General features: G+C 58.0%; 15 protein-coding genes and 2 pseudogenes. 6 read left to right on the top strand and 11 right to left on the bottom strand.

The annotated features are described in order from the left end of the window. Window position 1 precedes the first annotated feature (1 nt). From AC1Q5S_RS05465 to AC1Q5S_RS05455, 3 genes are all read left to right on the top strand, one after another. On the top strand, window positions 2-3,190 hold the full coding sequence (locus AC1Q5S_RS05465) for a CusA/CzcA family heavy metal efflux RND transporter (RefSeq protein ID WP_492227299.1): 3,189 nt from the start codon (window positions 2-4) through the stop codon (window positions 3,188-3,190). Window positions 3,191-3,255: 65 nt separating this feature from the next. After that, window positions 3,256-3,636 (top strand): hypothetical protein, encoded by a 381-nt coding sequence (locus AC1Q5S_RS05460; RefSeq protein WP_291324241.1) that lies wholly within the window; start codon window positions 3,256-3,258, stop codon window positions 3,634-3,636. 824 nt (window positions 3,637-4,460) lie between these two features. Further along, window positions 4,461-4,790 carry an H-NS histone family protein gene (locus AC1Q5S_RS05455; RefSeq protein ID WP_114655501.1) on the top strand — a complete coding sequence of 110 codons (330 nt, stop codon included), beginning with the start codon at window positions 4,461-4,463 and terminating at the stop codon, window positions 4,788-4,790. Between the two features lie 54 nt (window positions 4,791-4,844). Here the strand turns inward: AC1Q5S_RS05455 and AC1Q5S_RS05450 are convergent, their stop codons facing one another. The 5 genes and pseudogenes from AC1Q5S_RS05450 to AC1Q5S_RS05430 form a co-directional block, all read right to left on the bottom strand. Further along, the gene (locus AC1Q5S_RS05450) at window positions 4,845-5,141 is read right to left on the bottom strand and encodes a hypothetical protein (RefSeq protein ID WP_436141211.1); all 297 of its coding nucleotides are present in this window, start codon (window positions 5,139-5,141) and stop codon (window positions 4,845-4,847) included. A gap of 263 nt (window positions 5,142-5,404) precedes the next feature. Beyond that, window positions 5,405-5,710, bottom strand: a complete 306-nt coding sequence (locus AC1Q5S_RS05445) for an H-NS histone family protein (protein WP_436141212.1) — start codon at window positions 5,708-5,710, stop codon at window positions 5,405-5,407. Next, window positions 5,694-6,071 carry a hypothetical protein gene (locus AC1Q5S_RS05440; protein ID WP_492238455.1) on the bottom strand — a complete coding sequence of 126 codons (378 nt, stop codon included), beginning with the start codon at window positions 6,069-6,071 and terminating at the stop codon, window positions 5,694-5,696. Before AC1Q5S_RS05440 ends, AC1Q5S_RS05445 begins: the two co-directional genes overlap by 17 nt. 14 nt (window positions 6,072-6,085) lie before the next feature. Further along, on the bottom strand, window positions 6,086-6,724 hold the full coding sequence (locus tag AC1Q5S_RS05435; RefSeq protein ID WP_492238460.1) for an LPD7 domain-containing protein: 639 nt from the start codon (window positions 6,722-6,724) through the stop codon (window positions 6,086-6,088). 124 nt (window positions 6,725-6,848) lie between these two features. Next, window positions 6,849-7,184: pseudogene (locus AC1Q5S_RS05430) on the bottom strand (Tn3 family transposase); the annotation flags it as partial. A gap of 129 nt (window positions 7,185-7,313) precedes the next feature. Between AC1Q5S_RS05430 and istB the strand changes: the two are divergent. Continuing rightward, entirely contained in the window at window positions 7,314-8,099 is a 786-nt protein-coding gene (istB, locus tag AC1Q5S_RS05425; RefSeq protein WP_024815605.1) for an IS21-like element helper ATPase IstB, read from the top strand. A gap of 128 nt (window positions 8,100-8,227) precedes the next feature. Here the strand turns inward: istB and AC1Q5S_RS05420 are convergent, their stop codons facing one another. After that, on the bottom strand, window positions 8,228-8,683 hold the full coding sequence (locus tag AC1Q5S_RS05420) for a DNA adenine methylase (protein ID WP_287876573.1): 456 nt from the start codon (window positions 8,681-8,683) through the stop codon (window positions 8,228-8,230). Window positions 8,684-9,038: 355 nt separating this feature from the next. Here AC1Q5S_RS05420 and AC1Q5S_RS05415 point away from each other — a divergent pair, with 355 nt between their 5' ends. Next, window positions 9,039-10,775 carry a hypothetical protein gene (locus AC1Q5S_RS05415; protein ID WP_139285333.1) on the top strand — a complete coding sequence of 579 codons (1,737 nt, stop codon included), beginning with the start codon at window positions 9,039-9,041 and terminating at the stop codon, window positions 10,773-10,775. Window positions 10,776-10,778: 3 nt separating this feature from the next. On the opposite strand, the gene AC1Q5S_RS05410 is transcribed toward AC1Q5S_RS05415, so the two are convergent. From AC1Q5S_RS05410 to AC1Q5S_RS05390, 5 genes are all read right to left on the bottom strand, one after another. Next, window positions 10,779-11,909, bottom strand: coding sequence for a site-specific integrase (locus tag AC1Q5S_RS05410; RefSeq protein WP_139285332.1), 1,131 nt, complete (start codon window positions 11,907-11,909; stop codon window positions 10,779-10,781). Between the two features lie 470 nt (window positions 11,910-12,379). Continuing rightward, the gene (locus tag AC1Q5S_RS05405) at window positions 12,380-13,330 is read right to left on the bottom strand and encodes a TniQ family protein (RefSeq protein WP_159433769.1); all 951 of its coding nucleotides are present in this window, start codon (window positions 13,328-13,330) and stop codon (window positions 12,380-12,382) included. Beyond that, window positions 13,317-14,213, bottom strand: a complete 897-nt coding sequence (locus AC1Q5S_RS05400) for a TniB family NTP-binding protein (protein WP_067513362.1) — start codon at window positions 14,211-14,213, stop codon at window positions 13,317-13,319. Before AC1Q5S_RS05400 ends, AC1Q5S_RS05405 begins: the two co-directional genes overlap by 14 nt. Beyond that, a complete protein-coding gene (locus AC1Q5S_RS05395) occupies window positions 14,213-16,159 on the bottom strand; it encodes a TnsB C-terminal domain-containing protein (RefSeq protein ID WP_082759032.1) in 1,947 nt (648 codons plus the stop codon). Before AC1Q5S_RS05395 ends, AC1Q5S_RS05400 begins: the two co-directional genes overlap by 1 nt. Further along, window positions 16,140-16,862 (bottom strand): TnsA endonuclease N-terminal domain-containing protein, encoded by a 723-nt coding sequence (locus tag AC1Q5S_RS05390; protein ID WP_066784501.1) that lies wholly within the window; start codon window positions 16,860-16,862, stop codon window positions 16,140-16,142. Before AC1Q5S_RS05390 ends, AC1Q5S_RS05395 begins: the two co-directional genes overlap by 20 nt. A 97-nt stretch (window positions 16,863-16,959) precedes the next feature. Here AC1Q5S_RS05390 and AC1Q5S_RS05385 point away from each other — a divergent pair. After that, window positions 16,960-17,625 (top strand): annotated as a pseudogene (locus tag AC1Q5S_RS05385) (ATP-binding protein); the annotation flags it as partial. Window positions 17,626-17,656 lie beyond the last annotated feature (31 nt).

The raw sequence follows: 17,656 nt of genomic DNA, 5'->3' as shown, positions 1-17,656 counted from the left end.
CATGTTTGAAAAACTGATTCGATTTTCAATCGAACAACGATGGTTGGTGCTGCTTGCGGCCCTCGCGATGGCTGCGCTCGGCGTTTTCAGCTATCAGAAGCTGCCCATCGACGCTGTCCCCGACATCACGAACGTACAGGTTCAGATCAACACGCAGACACCGGGTTACTCGCCGCTGGAGACGGAGCAGCGGGTCACGTACCCTATCGAGACGGTCATGGCCGGCCTGCCGAACCTGGAACAAACCAGGTCGCTTTCGCGCTATGGCCTGTCGCAGGTGACCGTCATCTTCAAGGACGGCACCGACATCTATTTCGCACGTCAGCTCGTCAACGAGCGCATCCAGGAAGCGCGCGACAAGCTGCCCGCCGGTATCACGCCGGCACTGGGGCCCATCTCCACCGGGCTGGGGGAAATCTATCTCTGGACGGTCGAAACCAAGGACGGGGCGAAGAAGCCCGACGGCTCACCCTACACCCCAACCGACCTGCGCGAGATCCAGGATTGGATCATCAAGCCGCAACTGCGAAACGTCCCAGGCGTGACGGAAATCAACTCCATTGGTGGCTTCGCCAAGGAGTATCAGATAGCGCCAATCCCCGAGCGCCTGGCTTCACTGGGCGTGACGATGCAGGATGTGGTCACCGCTCTAGAGCGCAACAATGGCAATGTCGGCGCGGGTTATATCGAAAAGCGCGGCGAGCAATACCTCATCCGGGCGCCAGGACAGGTGAAGTCCCTGGAAGACATCGGCAACGTGATCCTCAGCAGTGTCAACGGCGTGCCCGTGCGCATCCGGGACGTGGCGGAAGTGGGTATTGGCCGGGAGCTGCGCACTGGCGCAGCCACAGACAACGGCCGCGAAGTGGTTCTCGGGACAGTGTTCATGCTGATCGGCGAAAACAGCCGAACCGTCTCGCAGGCCGTGAGCGAGAAGATGGTGGAGGTCAACAAGAGTCTTCCGGACGGAGTCCACGCGGTGACCGTCTATGACCGTACGGTGCTCGTTGACAAGGCCATCAGTACGGTGAAGAAGAACCTGCTGGAAGGTGCCGTCCTCGTGATCGTGATCCTGTTCCTTTTTCTGGGCAACATCCGTGCCGCCGTCATCACGGCAATGGTCATCCCCTTGTCGATGCTTTTTACCTTCACGGGTATGGTTCAGTACAAGGTGAGCGCCAACCTGATGAGCCTGGGAGCGTTGGACTTCGGCATCATCATCGACGGAGCGGTGGTGATCGTTGAGAACTGCGTACGGAGACTTGCCCATGCACAAGCGCACCACGGTCGGCCACTGACGCGGGCTGAGCGCTTCCATGAGGTGTTTTTGGCATCCCAGGAGTCAAGGCGTCCATTGCTGTTCGGACAGCTCATCATCATGGTGGTGTACCTGCCCATCTTCGCGCTGACAGGCGTTGAAGGGAAGATGTTCCACCCCATGGCATTCACGGTGGTCGCGGCACTGCTGGGCGCCATGGTTCTGTCGGTGACATTCATCCCCGCAGCGGTGGCCCTGTTCATCGGCAATCGGGTCAGCGAGAAGGAAAACTTCCTGCTGGGCCATGCCAAGCGCTTGTATGGTCCACTGCTCGACCGTGTCATGGCCGCCAAGGCGGTCGTACTGACCGCAGCTGCAGTTGCGGTGATCTTGTGCGGGTTGATCGCCACGCGTATGGGCAGCGAGTTTGTACCCAATCTCAATGAAGGCGACTTTGCGATCCAGGCGCTGCGCATCCCAGGCACCAGCCTTTCCCAGTCAGTCCAAATGCAGCAGCAGATTGAAAGGACCTTGAAAGAGAAATTCCCCGAGATCGAGCGCATCTTCGCCAGAACCGGTACTGCGGAGATTGCCTCGGACCCCATGCCGCCGAACATTTCGGACGGGTACATCATGCTCAAGCCAATGGCCGAATGGCCCGAACCTCGAAAAACCCGCGACGAATTACTCGCGGCGATTCAGGAAGTCATCGGGAAAATCCCGGGCAACAACTATGAGTTTTCCCAGCCCATTCAGCTGCGCTTCAACGAGCTGATCTCGGGTGTGCGAAGCGATGTGGCAGTCAAGATCTTCGGCGACGACATGGAGGTGCTCAACAAGTCCGCTGAAGAAGTCTCAGCGATGCTGCAGAAGATCCAGGGCTCCTCTGAGGTGAAGGTCGAGCAGACGACGGGCCTTCCGATGCTGACCGTGAACATCGACCGCCAGAAGGCCGCACGCTATGGGCTGAACGTTGCTGACGTCCAGGACACCGTGGCTACGGCCATCGGCGGACGGGAGGCAGGCACGATGTTTGAAGGAGATCGTCGATTCGACATTCTGGTCCGTCTCCCCGAGACCGTCCGCAATGATTTGGAAGCGATGAAGCGGCTGCCCATACCGCTGCCGCGCTCTGAGAGTGGTACGGAGACCAAGACCAATTTCATCCCGTTGGGTGAGGTGGCGACGTTCGAGCTTGCCCCTGGCCCCAACCAGGTCAGCCGCGAGAACGGCAAGCGACGTATCGTGGTGAGCACCAATGTGCGGGGTCGCGACGTGGGTTCGTTCGTAGCGGAGGCTGAACAAGGCCTGGCCCAGATCAAGATTCCTACCGGCTACTGGACGAGCTGGGGCGGCACCTTTGAAAACCTGCAATCGGCAACCAAGCGCCTGCAGATTGTTGTGCCGGTTTCCCTGCTGCTTGTCTTCGTCCTGTTGTTCGCAATGTTCGGAAATGCCAAGGATGGACTGCTGGTCTTTACGGGCATCCCATTCGCTTTGACGGGGGGCATCCTGGCGCTGTGGCTGCGCGATATCCCTATGTCCATCTCCGCTGCCGTGGGCTTCATTGCACTCTCTGGCGTAGCAGTGCTCAACGGGCTGGTGATGATTTCCTACATCCGCAGCTTGAGGGAGGACGGTGTTGGGCTTGATGCAGCGATTCGCGAAGGCGCTTTGACCCGGTTGCGGCCAGTGCTCATGACTGCGCTCGTGGCATCGCTGGGCTTCATTCCCATGGCCATCGCTACAGGCACAGGCGCCGAAGTTCAGCGGCCTTTGGCAACGGTAGTAATCGGTGGAATTCTCTCTTCCACACTGCTCACGCTGCTCGTTCTGCCAATTCTTTACCGTCTGGCCCACAGGCCCGATGAGAAAGATGAGGACGTTTCGGCCGAGCCCTCGCACCCGCCGGACGTGTCCGCTCCCGTGTAGTTGTGAAAGGTCCCGCTCGCGGCGGGACCTCTCCTTTCCATAAATCTCGCTCCAAAGGAACTTTCATGAAATTCTCTCAAGTCCTCATCGCGCTCGCGGTATCGATCTCCGGCACGGCCTTCGCTGCCGATGACCACGGCCACGAAGCCAAGCCGATGCACGGGGGCGTCACCGCTCAAGCGAAAGATGTGGACTACGAGCTGGTGGCCAAGGCCGACAAGCTGCAACTGTTCATGCGCGACCACGGCAAGCCGTTTGACGTTTCAGGCATGACCGCGAAGGCCACTCTCCTGGCGGGTAGCGACAAGCAGGAAGTCCAGCTCCAGCCCGTGGATGGCAAGCTCGAAGCCGCCGGCAATTTCAAGGTCGCCTCAGGCACAAAAGCCGTGGTTGCAGTCTCGAAGGTTGGAAAGGCCGTGGCTTCCGTCCGCTTCACGCTGAAGTAGCGCGAACGAGATCGCAACTGCCATGCGGTATGGCCAAGTGGCAACTCCAAGTTTGGCAAGAACTCCCCGCACGAGGGGAGATGTCGCTGCGCGGGGTGCCGACGTCACCTACAGCCTTGGTGCGCGCCGCCCTGCGGAGAAAGCATGACGCCCGTCGGGTTCGGCGAGTGGAGTGATACATGTCTATGCAGCCGGTCCAGGACGGACTATTTACCAAACTGTTCTGGATATGGATCGGGTTGCTGATATCCGTGTTGGTATTCTGGAGCCTGCGTCATCTCTGGCTAAAGTATCACCCGCCGCTGGAGGTGCGAACCAAGTACAGCCGTCGCCTTGCAAAAAGACTGAGAGAGAATCAGGCGCTGCGCTTTCAGTCCAGATCACCCAAGAGGCCGCGATCTCGCGATCACCACTGAGTGGTACTGAAGGCCCTACCATATCGGTGCAGTAGCTTCGGCTGCTGATCGCAAAGGCCGACTGATTTCAATAGCGGTGCTTGGCTGCATGCAGTTTGCACCACAGCATCAAAAAATGAGGTCAAGACACCATGGCATTCAGACCCTATTGGATCGTGACGTTGTTGGCGTCGGCCGTGTTGACTGGGTGCGCGACTCCTGTCTACGAAGGCCGTTTTGCCTGGAAAGACGGTTAGAGGACCGGTGTCGTAACGCGGACCGGGCTCGACGAATTGACTCGAAGCAGGTACGAGTGGCAGTGCGGGTTCCCAGCACCTCGCCAATCCGTGGAGGACTTCGCGGTAGTTCGGTGGAAGGAAGTTGGCAGGGTTCTGAATTGAGATCGCGTTGCCCAAGACACTCACCCAGATGAAGAAACGCCTCGAAGAGGCGATGAGTGAAGCCCGCGAGGCCGAGGAAATCATTCCGCTATTGAAAGAGGCGATCACCAAGTTCGATCTTGTGCCGGATGACTTGTTTGAAATGGGTGCGGGTAGGTTCGGCACGAAATTGGCTCCGCGTAAGACCCTACAAAGAGACTCGCCTTCAGATAGCCAAACGGGTGTTTATCAAGACGCTGAGGGCAATACCTGGGCCGGAAAGGGCCGACGTCCCAGATGGTTGAACGAAGCCCTGGTGCGGGGCAAAACTCTTGAAGATTTTTTACCTCGAAGAAAGCGTCTGCAAAGCGCTAAGTAATTGGAGTCAAAGGGATTTTTGCCGTCGAATTCTGATTCTGCACAAAAACAGAGGTCACCCCGGGGTGGACATAACCGACTCGAAAGCAAACGAGTGTCCGGCCTGCAACGCGGTAACACGCCGCGATTCCGCTAATTCAGCGGCTTTGATGTTGCGGGTTTGGTAGTCTGGAATCTGTGATTCCATACTTTTGGCGATGTCATCGGCATTGATGTACTCGCCTAAAAAACCCAGAGCAGGATTTTTGAGAACCTGGGCATTGATGGATGATTTACCGGAGCCATTCGGCCCCGCAAAAACAAACATCACCGGCGCAGATCCATCTTTCTGCGCATCGCCCGATTGACTCATCAGGCCCGCTTTTTTTTTGGCTCTTTGTCGGCGGGCTTGCCCGGTGCTGCATCACTGTGCGCCGTGGGGCCGGGGAAGGGATCTTTGGTGGATTGTGGAGCTGGGCTGCTGGCGTAGCCTTCAACGGGCAGGCCAGCGGCACGGGTGCGCGCAACAGCTTGGGCTACGCCCTTTCGAGCGTCGTCCACAAGTCCAGAGCCAAAAAAATAGCTGTCGAACTGTGTTGTCGTTGCCATGACGCGACCCCTTTTCAAGCCTTGATTTTACGCCTTGTTGGCGATTGCGAAGGGTTCGCGGTCTTTGCCTGCAATCCACGCTGGAGGCTTGCCGCGCCCGGACCAGGTGGTGCCGGTTGCGGGATCGCGATACTTCGGCTCGACCTTCGCTCGCTCGCGGCGCACGGGCCCCCGCGCTCCTGTTGGCAGGATTTCTTGAGCGGTTATGCCGTACTGATCCATGAGATCGCGGATCTGTTTTAGAGCCGCATCCAGTTCTTGCATGCGCGCTTCCTCGATCTTCTGATCCAGTTCGCTGCGCTGCTTCAACAGTTCGCTATAAGTTGAATTCATTGCTGTGGGGGGATTCATACGTTGCGCCAGTTCGTGTAAATGTCCAAGTGGCGGGAGCAAGGACGAACCGCATAGTATGGACGCCTTCGCGCGCAATAAAGTCTCGTTCCAGTAAAGGGAGACTGTAGTAATCACCTATTTTTTCGGCTTTGATGGGTTCGCCGGCAGTTGTGCTGAATAGATATTCTTGCCCCGCCCTGCCCTCAAATATTGTGCGTTGTGCATACACCCACGCTTTGGCCGTGCCGACATGACCCGACGCCATGTAATGCGGGGTAGCCGTCATGCCAGTGGAAAATTCTTCCGTTGCGCAACCGCCGAGCATGAGGGCAGTGAGGGTGATTAGGAGTGCTTGTTTCATGGTGGGGCCTCTGCTTAACGTCCAAATTCTTTGTCGCGATGGCGGCTTGCAGCCACCTCTTGTTGCCTGTTGCGGTCTTGGTTCCTGTCGGTGACGTTGATCTTTGGCACGTGGCCGCGCTCAATGGCATTGAGTGCGTTTTTGTTCAGGCGATCCATGACTACCTTGGCCTGTTCGACAGATAGCCGCTCGTGATCCACTTTGCGGCGTGCTGCCTCGACGCCCGCATACGCTCCCGCCAGTTCCGGGTACTTCTGCATCGCTGCTTCCGGTCGCTCGTTCTTGAAAGCATCCACCATCCCCTGTTCGTGGGTCTTTTTGCCCGTGACGGTGTTGACGTTTTCGCGTCCGCGAAACTCATCCTTGCTTTGGATTGCAGCGAGCCTCGCTTTGTCCGCGTCGGTGGGGGAGTAGCCGCGTACCTGCATTCCGCGTGCGGCCGCTTCCATCCACACTTCTCGTTTGAAGGTTTCGCTTCCCGTGACGCGAATCTCGTCCCAACCCCGCGCCTGGGCGATCCGTACCATGGAGTCGGCCACGGCGGCGCTGTTTGTCTGTGTCTCCAGCTTGCTGCCCCTGTCGCGGAACGCGACTGCTTCCGGATTGCGCTGGAAATGGTACTTGTCCCCTACCTGGGGTCTCCTCGTTTTCAGTGCAATAAGTGACGGTACGAAAAGCTAGCACTGGCGCGGAGGTGGTGTTGGTAGATCGTTGATTTCATTGACTTTCCTGTTCACTTTCAAATCTGCGATTCGTGGCGTCAAACCGTGGTCGGTTTCATCCATTGGTGCCAGTTATCGATGCATTTGGCCGCGAAGGCAGGATTTGGTCAGCATAGCGGTCAACCGGGAAGCGAAACACACCCCGCAAGTTGATGCTCTCCAGCCTGGTGGGCGCAATCTTCCCGATCAGTTCCGGTGGAATGACCTGGCGGCGGTTCGACCAGCGATCCAGGACCGCCTGCATCTGTGAGGTATTCCACGCCATCACGATGTTGGCCATCAGGCTCAACGCATCGGCCACAGCCTGCATTTCATCGACACGTTTGGCCTGCGCCGGGCTGATCCGGCCGGTATAAATGGCGCGCTTGAGGGCGTTTGTTGACGCCGACCGAAAACTGAGCCACTTTTTGGTGTGATGCCGACCTAAAACTGAGCCAGGTGTTTTACCTACCCTGCTGTTTTGTGCAGCAAGGGAATGAAGAGGGTGATCACCATGGACATGATTGGCAAGATACGGCGGATGCGTGAGCTGGACAAGGAGTTCAAAGAGCTGCGCCTGTACGGCATGGCCGGGGCCTGGGAGGACCTGGTCAAGCAAGGCGGCCACGCCACGCTGGAGAGCTCGCGCTGGCTGCTGGAGCACCTGCTGCAAGCGGAAGTCACGGACAGAGCCATGCGCTCAGTGAGCTACCAGATGCACACGGCGAAGTTCCCCGTGCACCGCGACCTGGCGGGCTTCGACTTCGAATGCTCGCCCGTGGACAAAAAGCTCATCGAGCAGTTGGCCAGCATGGCGTTCACCGAGCAGGCGCACAACGTGGTGCTGGTGGGTGGCCCCGGCACGGGCAAGACGCATCTGGCCACGGCCATCGGCGTGGCGGGCATCACGCGCCATGGCTCACGCGTGCGGTTTTACTCCACGGTGGACCTGGTCAACGCACTGGAGCAGGAGAAGGCCCAAGGCAAGGCAGGCCGCATCGCAGCGAGCTTGCAGCGCATGGACCTGGTCATCCTTGATGAGCTGGGCTACCTGCCCTTCAGCCAGGCAGGCGGCGCCTTGCTGTTCCACCTGCTGAGCAAGCTCTACGAGCAGACCAGCGTGATGATCACCACCAACCTGGACTTCAAGGAATGGTCCAGCGTGTTCGGCGATGCCAAGATGACCACGGCACTGCTGGATCGACTCACGCACCACTGCCACATCGTCGAGACGGGCAACGAGTCCCACAGGTTCATGCACAGCACAGCCGTGGCCAAGAAACGCATCAAGGCACGCGAACAGGCCAAGAAGGCTGAGCCGTTCTGAGCGGTTCAAGGGCAAGCCGCTACGGACGACCACCGAGCTCGATCACCAAGGAGACCAAAACCGACCCAAGGCACTACACTTATCCACAGCCGACCTTCACAGGTTGGCCATTAGCCCTGGCTCAAAATTCAATCGGCACGGTGGCTCAATTTTGAATCGGCGCCAACAGTCTGGTAAAGGGCGCAGTCGTACCCAGAGATCATGACTTTGGCTGGGACGTTGTTGAGCAAAGTCAGCAGCTTTTCATGGTCCTGCTCCGTGTAGTCATGCCTGTACACCCGAGAGCGACGTCGCGTGGACGGGTGGTATGGAGGGTCGACATAAATCAACGTATCCTGGTCAAGCTCTACTTGAGCCAACCAATCTAATGCGTCAGCGTTGACAAGTTCGCACAGCGCGTTGAACGCATGCCCATAAGACCGAATCACGCAGCTATCGATCTCCAGGCCGATCTGAATAGGGGCGGGTCTTTTATGTCGCATGACAGCCCCACCACCCAGGTGCGATTCGATGTACCTCAAGTGAGGAGGCATCAGATTGATGATGTGTGGGTATGCAACCCCTTTACCGCCGTCGTATCTCATGGCGGGAGCATCGCCAAAAATGGCGATGGTGTCAACTCAAAAACCCGCCTCGAAAACAGAAATTCAGACGCCCCAAAAATGCTTCGTCTTTTAGTCAGTGGAAATCAGGTGCCGCGGCTGGGCGCTGCTGCCGAGTGTTCCCGCGCATTGCAGGGTTTGTTGCAGGTGCTGCGTCAATGGATCCGCATCGAGGCTGCTCCATGCATCCTCATTAGCAGTGAAGCGAGATCTAGTGGATCAGGTCTCCCCGCCAGTCGCATAAACTCTTGGCGTGAAAAATTGATAGATATAACCATACGGCTAGCCAGCGTGGCTGTCTTGCAACCTAACCGCCCGCAAAGGGCTCTCTGACCGCGTGAGTTCTGCAAGTTTTGATCGCTTCCCTGTTGATGGGCGCCTGTACCGCTTGATCGCCACGGGCCGGAAATACCCATCCCCGACGCCCGAGAAAACACGGCGTGTAATGGTGTATCTCGCAGAGATGGAAGAGTTGGCGACTGGAGACGCCATCTACGCGCGCCGGGATGACGGTTCGATCAAATTTCTGGTGATCGACGAGGCTGCCGGCTCAATCCCCAGCCTGATCCTAGGTTCCTTCTGGCGCGATCGGACACTTCAGCCGGACGACCTTCAAAACTGGGTACAAGTGCGAGACGCTGACCTGCCCCAGCAAACATGGCAGCTGACTACGGTAGGTGCCCTGGGTCTGTCGACGGACTTATCCCTCGGTTCCAAAGACTGGCCTCTGACAGGAACTGACGCTGCAGGGCGGAGAATCAGTGTGGCTGGTATGCCGGTCCTCTACGGACAAACTGCATTGGGGTTACACATTTACATCCCCTGCCACGAAATCTTCCGTCGTTTCTTTGGGGTCACCACTGAATTAGCCAACGCCCTCGTGAGTGGCGCCTGGGCCAGCGAAGTTGGCAACTTGGTCAACCTGGAAACCACACGGGTTACGGAGGAAGGCGATTTCGAAATAGAGCCTCTGGTGAGCTTGAGCAATGTGGCATGCCGTGCGATAGCACTTTTTCAGACGTCTCCTCACGCGCTCACCCAAGCCGCCCAGATATACGTCAGGATTCTCAATGCTGTTAGACGAAGGGATGACTCTCCATGGATCGAAGCCTGGCCACCATGGAAGGACCAGGAAATGCGGGTTTCATTCATGGGTGAGCCGCTCCCCGGCGGAGGAGTGCTTGTACTTTGGATCCACGATGCGCAGTTCCCCAAGCTTGCATACCCCATCACTCGCCTGACGCAGCAGATCATTCCGAAATCTGAACCGGAGGCTCCCACGGGCCCAGTCGAGCCATCGCCACATTCACAGCCAGATGAAGATGATCCACCGGTCATTTCCAGGCCACAGGACGTGCGGCCCATTGGAAGAGCGCTCCACATAGGCATCCAGGACACGTGGAGTGAATTGGAGCCTTTAGGTCGCCGGGTCATTTCCATCAAAACCCTACCGTACGACCCAGACAAGCCCAAGCGCAAACGAACGCCGCGCAAGAACAGGGTGGGAACCGGAAAGCGCAGCGGACAGGGAGAGGTACCACCAGGCTCGCTCAGCAGCGAAGACCAAGTTCGGATTGAAGACCGGTTTCGCGCGCTGGCAGAGTGCTTTGAGTTGATGGTTCAGAAAAAGCACTTGCTCTCGTTTGCGCACTATGGACTTGTGAACTCAGTGGAGACCCCGTCAGCCACCTACTGTGCAATGCCAGCCAACATAGGCGGGACAGACCGATCCTGGGCTTTTGTCGACGAGCGCCCCCGGATGTGCTGGGTCGTCGAATTGACCCGATCAGATGGACAACGGTTCTATTGGCTGGAAACCGAATCCAGGGGCGAAAAGCACCATCGGGCACTTCTCTTGCGAATGCAAGCTAACGCTTCTCTGCCTGCCGCCACCTTGGACACTCTCCTCAAGCAAGTGGTTCTTGGCAAAGGTGTCTGGAAAACTAAAAATCTCGCCCTCAACGACGACGCCTTCGCTACGTGCACCATCAATCACCGCTACCAGGACGGAATGGTCAAGCCTTCGCTCGTGCTGGACAAGATGGAGGAGCTCGCGGGTATACCTCGGTCCTGAGACTCATGCATTGAGTTTGTCCAGGTGGTACTGCACTGCCGCAGTGCTCAAATGATCCGAAGCCATACGTCCGGGAAACACCCAACTCTCACCGGATTCCTGTGCCGATGATGGCCTCGCTGCCATTTCACGCATCAGTGCGGCGACCTCCTGCGGGGCGTCGACCCACTCATCCTTCAAGAACACCTTTGCTCCTGACGCAGAGAGCGCCAACTGGTCCATGCGCAACTGAAGCACATGTTCAAGCCGGGCTCCAAACAGGATGGAGACAAGCTTCGCAATCAGCGGCAACCGTTCATGGCGGCGTATTACGTGCTCAAGACGGTCCTGAATCCTGCGTACCTCCCTGGCGCGATGCGCCGCTGTCGGTAGCTGGCCTGCCTTCTTCTGAATCTGAAGACGCAACGAGACTAAACCAGTTGCGCGAAGGTAGGAGACGAATGCGCTGGCCGAGGCCGTCGATCCTGGAGACTTTCTCAGGTACTGCTCCAGTGCGGTGTCGGACAGGTAGGCGGCACGGCTGACCTGGCTGTGTTGCAGAAGCTGTATTGCCACGTGCAGATAGACCTTGATGCTCCGCAGCGACAGCGGCTTTTCTTTGGCCTGCATGAAGCGATAAAACCCCCGCACATCCGACTCCCAAGACTTCCCTGCGACCTCCAGCAATTGACGCTCGATCAGCCGCTCGAGAGACGTTTGAAGCCGCTCGTGGTTGTTGGCAGTCAACAACCCAGTTTCGTTCATGTACTGCGCCAGAATGCCCATCGACCGGATTTCCTCTGTCGTGAACAGCTTCTGCAGGAATTTGTCGTCGATGTCGCCGCCAGTCACTGAAACGGCGTTGTCGATACGCATCAGAGCCTGTGCATAGCGAGCGAAGCCCGCAGCCACCTTGCTCTCCCGGCCACTGCCGTTGGCCCATCCCACGAAGGACAGTGTCAATTGCTGCGCCTGTTGATCGCTCATCAAATCAATTGCAGCTTGCGCCTTCACCCAATTGGCACGTTTGATGCCGCAAGCAAAGCAGCGTGCAGTGCCCGTTCCACCCACAGTGACCCCGCAGTCAGGACAGGCGTGAGTCGCGTCCAGGTTCTCGGCACATGCCTTGCACAATGGCTCGCGTGACAGCAGCATAAGAAACACGGTGCGGTGTTTTGAGCACTGCTTGCACGTCGCACAGGTCTGATCACGGACACACTGATCACACATGCGGCCGAGCGCTTCCATCCCACTGACCCGGGTAAGGCGCTGCGTGGGCTTCTCGCACACTTGGCAGGGTTTGGCCGATCGGAAGTACCTTGCGCACACGGCACATGCGGCTTGATCGCCGACACGCAGTGCCGCGCGAGGCGTAGGTTTTGCGCAGCGAAGGCACGTCTGATCCTTCAGCTTGCAACTGCGGCAGACAGGCCGCTCTTCAGCGCGATGGCTGCGCGCTGTGCCGCCACATATGTGACAAGTGCGGATAGGGAAAATCCGTGGATAGCAGTTCGAACAATAGCTGACGCCCAGATGCACGCGGTGCGCCTTTTGCATCCCACGCTCGCACTCTCCACACCTTCCTCTGGCAAGCTTCGTGCCCAGATATTCGCTGTCATTCATAGTTATTGAGATACGCGCGCTCGCGAGCGACGCGGCCAGCGCACCTTGCGTGCCAAATCAAGAAGCAACTGGGCGCGCACCTGAGGGTCGGTTGGCATCGAGGTCGACCGTTTGGGTTTCTCACGCACGTCGCGGGCTCGGTTGTATCCGCACCATACCAAGGCACCCCGTGAAGGGTGACATGCCAAGCGCATGATGCGGCCCTCCTGGCTGCGCAAGAGCTCAGCGCGCTCCCAAGTTCGCCAGTAACTCCAATGCTCACCTGCACGGGCGAATCGCGGATCACGTGCGGTGACTTCGCTCAGATGCCGATACAGGGCGCAGAGCGGCCCGGGTTTTCCTGCAAAAGCATCATTCCAAATTCTCTCAAGATGACCGTGCAACTCCAGATCGCACCCTGAGACAGAGAGCGACTCGCGTCCGCAGAGACTGGCAGCACACCGCCCACAGCGCGCCAACACCAGCTCATCATTGCTATAAGGTGTGAACGGCTTCCTGCACTCGGGACAGCAGTCCTGCAGAAGTAGTGAGTGCTCTGGACAAAACCAATTCGTGGCGATACGCCAATCCCTGCGGAGATATCGATCCGGGGCGCCTAGACACCTGCAGCAATACATCTGACCGTAGCGCTTGCGCGCCCACTGAACAAGGCCGACATAAGTGATCCAAGGCTCGAAGCCGATGGCTTGTACCGGGACACCGCACTGTGCAAGAAAGCTGTTGACTGTCATGGCGTCCAACTGGGCGCGCCCGATGCACAGACCTTCTGCAAACTTCTCCAAGAACGTCGCATTGACACTGCGATCAATATCACGCGACCAGACGTCCCGTGTCAAATCCATGGATTTCACGAAAGATGCTGGGTTGTGCGCGGCAGCCCAGGCACGCCTGGCCAGCAGCGATCCCAACAACTCGTCCGGGTGAGGCGCTAGCAGCGAATTAGATTGCACCATCGGTGCGCCCTCCATTGAGAAGGCGCTTGACGAGCTCGTCTATCGCTTTGTCTAGCAGGACGTAGGTAATCCGACTCTCACCTTCGCGCAGGGCCATCTCTGCGGCTGCCCGCACGATCGCACGCACAGATCCAATGGTGCGAGCAGACTTCGTATAGATCAGCTGGACCAGCTTGCCTTGGCTTAAACCAGATGGCTTGGGCAACGGAATGTACATCTCAAAGCTTGCCAGCAAGCGCTGGAAATCCGCATTGGCCTGCCACCTGGGCAAGGCAAGCTTCTGAAACCGGGTCATGAACTGGGGATCAGTGGCAAGCGCTCGCGTTACCTCCTGGGTGCCGCTGCAGACTACAGAAATATTGCGCGTGTTGGAGAGCCGCTTTAGCGCCGCCATGAACAATCGCTGATTGCGCGCAGTTCCATTGAGCATCGCGTGCAGCTCATCAATCACCAGGGTAGTTGTCTGGTGGGCGATCAACTCCTGCGAGACGACCGCCTCCAATCGCTCCGGCGCGGCATCGGGTCTGTGCGGAATGTCCAAGGCGGTAAGGATCGCGCTGAACAGGCGGCCCTCATCGGGCGCCGGCGGACACTCTGCCCACAACACCTTGGTGATGGGGTTTCCAGTCGCATCCAGAACCACCGGATTGCGATTTATAAGCTCGCTGGTCAACGAGGTCTTCCCGTTGTCGCTGTCTGCAATCACTGCTCGGCACGGTGGTCGCTGGACACGAGGATAGGTCACCACATCCGCAAGATCTCGCAAGATGGCCTCAGCGGCCGGATACTCAATGAATCGATCTTTGCGCACAAAGTGGAGGCGATCCTCCAGGGAGGACTGCAGCACCGCCTGAGCGTCGGAATGAAGATGCGCAAAATCCATTAGCTACGCGTACTAAAAGGAAGGACCGGCGCGTCGGAGAATCCAGAGAACATTTCCGAAGGGTCGGGCGCAGGGTTGACCCCACCCAGCATGCGATCCTCGATCTGCGAGCGATCGGGCAGCTTTGGCTTGGTAGTCTTTTTACCCGCCTGGCTCGATTTGCCTGACCGGGCAGCCTTTCTGGCCGCAGTGGTGGTAGCAACCGAAGCGGCCTCACGTTTCTTGGAGCGCTGGCGATAGCCGGCCTTGGCTTCCGTGTCTTCCATCGCCTTGCCTGCTGCGTCATCGCGCGACCTCAGAGCAGAGAACTCCTCGCCAGTCAGCTGGTTCTCGTAGTCGGTATCAGGCTGAAGAGGGAACTGAGGAATCCTGTAGTACTGCCTTGTTTGCGGATCGAGAAACCAGATCGCATCACGGTGCCTCGGGTGCTCCTTGATAACGAACTTCTTTTTTTTGCCTGTTTTTAGATCGACGTAGTTGATCCAGGGAATCAAAACTTCTGAGAAGTAGTCGGCCTTGTTGATACGGATCCCTGTGGGGCTTACGACCCGCGTATCCTGCGGCAGGAAATCGAAGATCAGTTTTTCCGGATCAGTGATTAGTTGGGGAAATCCGCAGGCTGGGGTTTTGCTCGTACCGAGGATTGCTTCTTCCCAAGCTTTGATCGGAGGCTTCCTCAACGCGCCATGCTTGCTCACGTGGTAATGGTTGACGATCCAGTCGGCGATCTCGACTTCCAGTTCACGCAGTGTGTAGGCAGACTTCTTTTTGGAGTCATAGTCGCCTCGCTTTTGCGGATTCGAAAACGTCGTTCCAGGCTTCTTCTGAAGCATCATGTTGACGTTACCGATCATCCGTTCTATGTGGCCCCCATAGCGAGGAGTTTTGACACGGCGAAACTCAGTGTCAATGCGCTGCTCATGGCAAGCATGCTCTAGAACCGCGCCACGAAACTCTTTGGCGTTGTCACAGTGCACCTTGTGGATCTTGCCCTGAACTGGCCAGGAACCGCTCAGATCTAGCTCCGCAAGGTAATCCTTTTTGGACAACATGCCCATCGCAAGCGCCATGCCGGCTGACGTCGAGTTGGGCGTCGACATGCTCAAGTAGAAGCCCACGATCATGCGGGTATAGACGTCGATGACCAGCGTCAGCCAGGGTCGTCCCCAGGGTTCACGCGTATCCGAATAGACGACAGTCATGTCCAAATGGACATGGTCGATCTGCACGACACCGAGAACATTCCTGGTGGGGGGAAACTCGCCGGGCGTGGGCGTGAACTTGTCGGCCTCCTGCGAGAAACCTCTTGCTCTGTGAACCTCTTTAGCCGGTATCTTTTTGATCCGGTTCCGCACTGAATTTATATGCGGCAGCTTGATCTTTTCAGCCTTGCATCTCTCATCAAGCTCCTGAAACACATCCACTACTTTGAGCTTCTGGTCCTGAAGATAGAACTCGTTGATGATGTCTCGGATCATCTCTTCTACCCGCTCGGGTAGGCGCGGGCCCTTCGGACCTCGTTGCCCTGGGATAAGCCCTACAAGGGAGCCCGCATGTTCGTAGTCTTTGATGAGCCGATAGACCGAGGCGATGCTCAGAGCCATCGTCGCAGCGACGCGTGCCACGTCATCGCGCGTTCGCGAGTCCTTGCCTATCAGCTCGTTAAGCTGCTCCAAGCGCTTTTTTGCCAAGTCCTGCTCTGCTTTGGAGAATGCAGCGAGCGCCGGCAGCGGCTCAGCCTTCGCGGCTGAAGACTCGAGAACAGTGTTGGGATGTCTCAAATGGTCCAGCAGGACACTTTCTGTACGACCATTCTGCGCGTGCTGAACGATCACCCGATCGAGTGACAGCACGGCGCATACACGATGCAACTCGTTTTTGTAGGCAACCGCGGCACCGGGTCTCACATCGAATGCTGTGACGGTCTCAGTTGGTATCTGAGTCATCTATGAGTACCTCCTCGAACCAGATTTCTGACGCCATGTTGAGCGGAAAAGCTAGGTTGACACCTATGTATCCCATGGTGAGGAGACGCCACATCACCCCCACAGCCATTGCGCGGTTCTCAAAGTCCTGGAATGCAGCTGCGAGCAGAACTCCTGGAGTCGTGACCTGCAGCTCCTCCAGCGTTTCCAGCAATCGAAGGCCCAAGCCGGCTTTGTCGTCGTAGGTGCGAAAGCCACGAAGAAAAGTGACGTTATCGAGGTAGGGGCCTCGAATCTGTCGCTCAGTCACGACCCGGAAGCTCCAACCTCGGGAGCGACACAACTGCCTCGCTGCCCTGAACCCAAACTCCAGTTCACTCCAGCGATCCCTCAACTCTTCACGGTACTTGATCTCATACAACCCCGGACGGCGCCTTCCGCGCCCGTCCTCAGAACGGAATTTCAGAAGAAAGTCAACTGTGTACCGGCGCAGCCGACCGTTACCAACTCGATACCGAATGCACAACGGCTGGCTGATGATCGTGTCGACCTCGCTATCAAAGTCTGCCAAGTAGGCGAAGTCGCGCTCAAGAGTGCTTTCATACGGCACGGTTTCGCCCGATGCTTGGGCTCGCCCCGTCACGGAGCGATAGCTCCTCGGAATCTTGCGCACACCCTTTTCTGATTCAGTCACATCAATTATTGTAATTTCGCGATCAGTCATAGAAAATTGTGTAGCCAGTCTCATCAGCCAATAGTGTATCAAGGCGTCAGCTTTAGGGAAACGCACAGAATAAGTCTCATAAATTATTGTAATCGACAGGGGTTCGCCGCCCCAGCCCGGAGAAATATCGCTGGCCCACCATGGGGTGCTGTTTCTGGATGAGATGCCGGAATTTCCCCGCTCCGCCCTGGAGGCCCTGCGCGAGCCGCTGGAAACCGGGCGCGTCACCATTGCGCGGGCGGCACGGCGCGCAGAATTTCCGGCCAGCTTTCAATTGGTGGCGGCCATGAACCCGTGCCCCTGCGGTTTTCTGGGGTCGGCGCAGCGTGCCTGCCGCTGCACGCCCGACCAGGTGGCACGCTACCAGGGCAAGCTCAGCGGCCCGCTGCTCGACCGCATCGACCTGCATGTGGAAGTGCCCGCCCTGCCCGCCAGCGATCTGCTGGACGCGCCGCCGGGGGAGGCCAGCGCCGCCGTGCGCGAGCGCGTGGCCCGCGCCCGCCAGGCCGCCATCACCCGCCAGGGCAAAACCAACCAGGCGCTGCAGGGTCAGGAAATCGACACCCACACCGCGCTGGAGCCCGCCGCCGCGCAGTTTCTGCAGACCGCAGCGGCGCGCCTGGGCTGGTCGGCCCGCAGCACGCACCGCACGCTGAAGGTGGCGCGCACCATTGCCGACCTGGCGGGCACCGCCAGCACCCAGGTGGCGCATGTGGCCGAGGCCGTGCAATACCGGCGCGTGCTGCGCGGGCCCGTGGGCTGATTCCTTGCAGCAACGCCCTCACTGCATTGTT

The organism is Acidovorax sp. GW835-FHT14B10, from assembly GCF_058793725.1.
This window is presented reverse-complemented; position numbering and strand designations above follow the sequence as displayed.

Bases quoted from the DNA above. Each gene is read 5' to 3' on its own strand.
- AC1Q5S_RS05465 (WP_492227299.1), top strand. From the start codon at position 2: ATGTTTGAAAAACTGATTCGATTTTCAATCGAACAACGATGGTTGGTG.
- AC1Q5S_RS05460 (WP_291324241.1), top strand. From the start codon at position 3,256: ATGAAATTCTCTCAAGTCCTCATCGCGCTCGCGGTATCGATCTCCGGC.
- AC1Q5S_RS05455 (WP_114655501.1), top strand. From the start codon at position 4,461: ATGAAGAAACGCCTCGAAGAGGCGATGAGTGAAGCCCGCGAGGCCGAG.
- AC1Q5S_RS05450 (WP_436141211.1), bottom strand. From the start codon at position 5,141: ATGAGTCAATCGGGCGATGCGCAGAAAGATGGATCTGCGCCGGTGATG.
- AC1Q5S_RS05445 (WP_436141212.1), bottom strand. From the start codon at position 5,710: ATGAATTCAACTTATAGCGAACTGTTGAAGCAGCGCAGCGAACTGGAT.
- AC1Q5S_RS05440 (WP_492238455.1), bottom strand. From the start codon at position 6,071: ATGAAACAAGCACTCCTAATCACCCTCACTGCCCTCATGCTCGGCGGT.
- istB (WP_024815605.1), top strand. From the start codon at position 7,314: ATGCGTGAGCTGGACAAGGAGTTCAAAGAGCTGCGCCTGTACGGCATG.
- AC1Q5S_RS05420 (WP_287876573.1), bottom strand. From the start codon at position 8,683: ATGAGATACGACGGCGGTAAAGGGGTTGCATACCCACACATCATCAAT.
- AC1Q5S_RS05410 (WP_139285332.1), bottom strand. From the start codon at position 11,909: ATGCTGCTGTCACGCGAGCCATTGTGCAAGGCATGTGCCGAGAACCTG.
- AC1Q5S_RS05405 (WP_159433769.1), bottom strand. From the start codon at position 13,330: ATGGTGCAATCTAATTCGCTGCTAGCGCCTCACCCGGACGAGTTGTTG.
- AC1Q5S_RS05400 (WP_067513362.1), bottom strand. From the start codon at position 14,213: ATGGATTTTGCGCATCTTCATTCCGACGCTCAGGCGGTGCTGCAGTCC.
- AC1Q5S_RS05395 (WP_082759032.1), bottom strand. From the start codon at position 16,159: ATGACTCAGATACCAACTGAGACCGTCACAGCATTCGATGTGAGACCC.
- AC1Q5S_RS05390 (WP_066784501.1), bottom strand. From the start codon at position 16,862: ATGACTGATCGCGAAATTACAATAATTGATGTGACTGAATCAGAAAAG.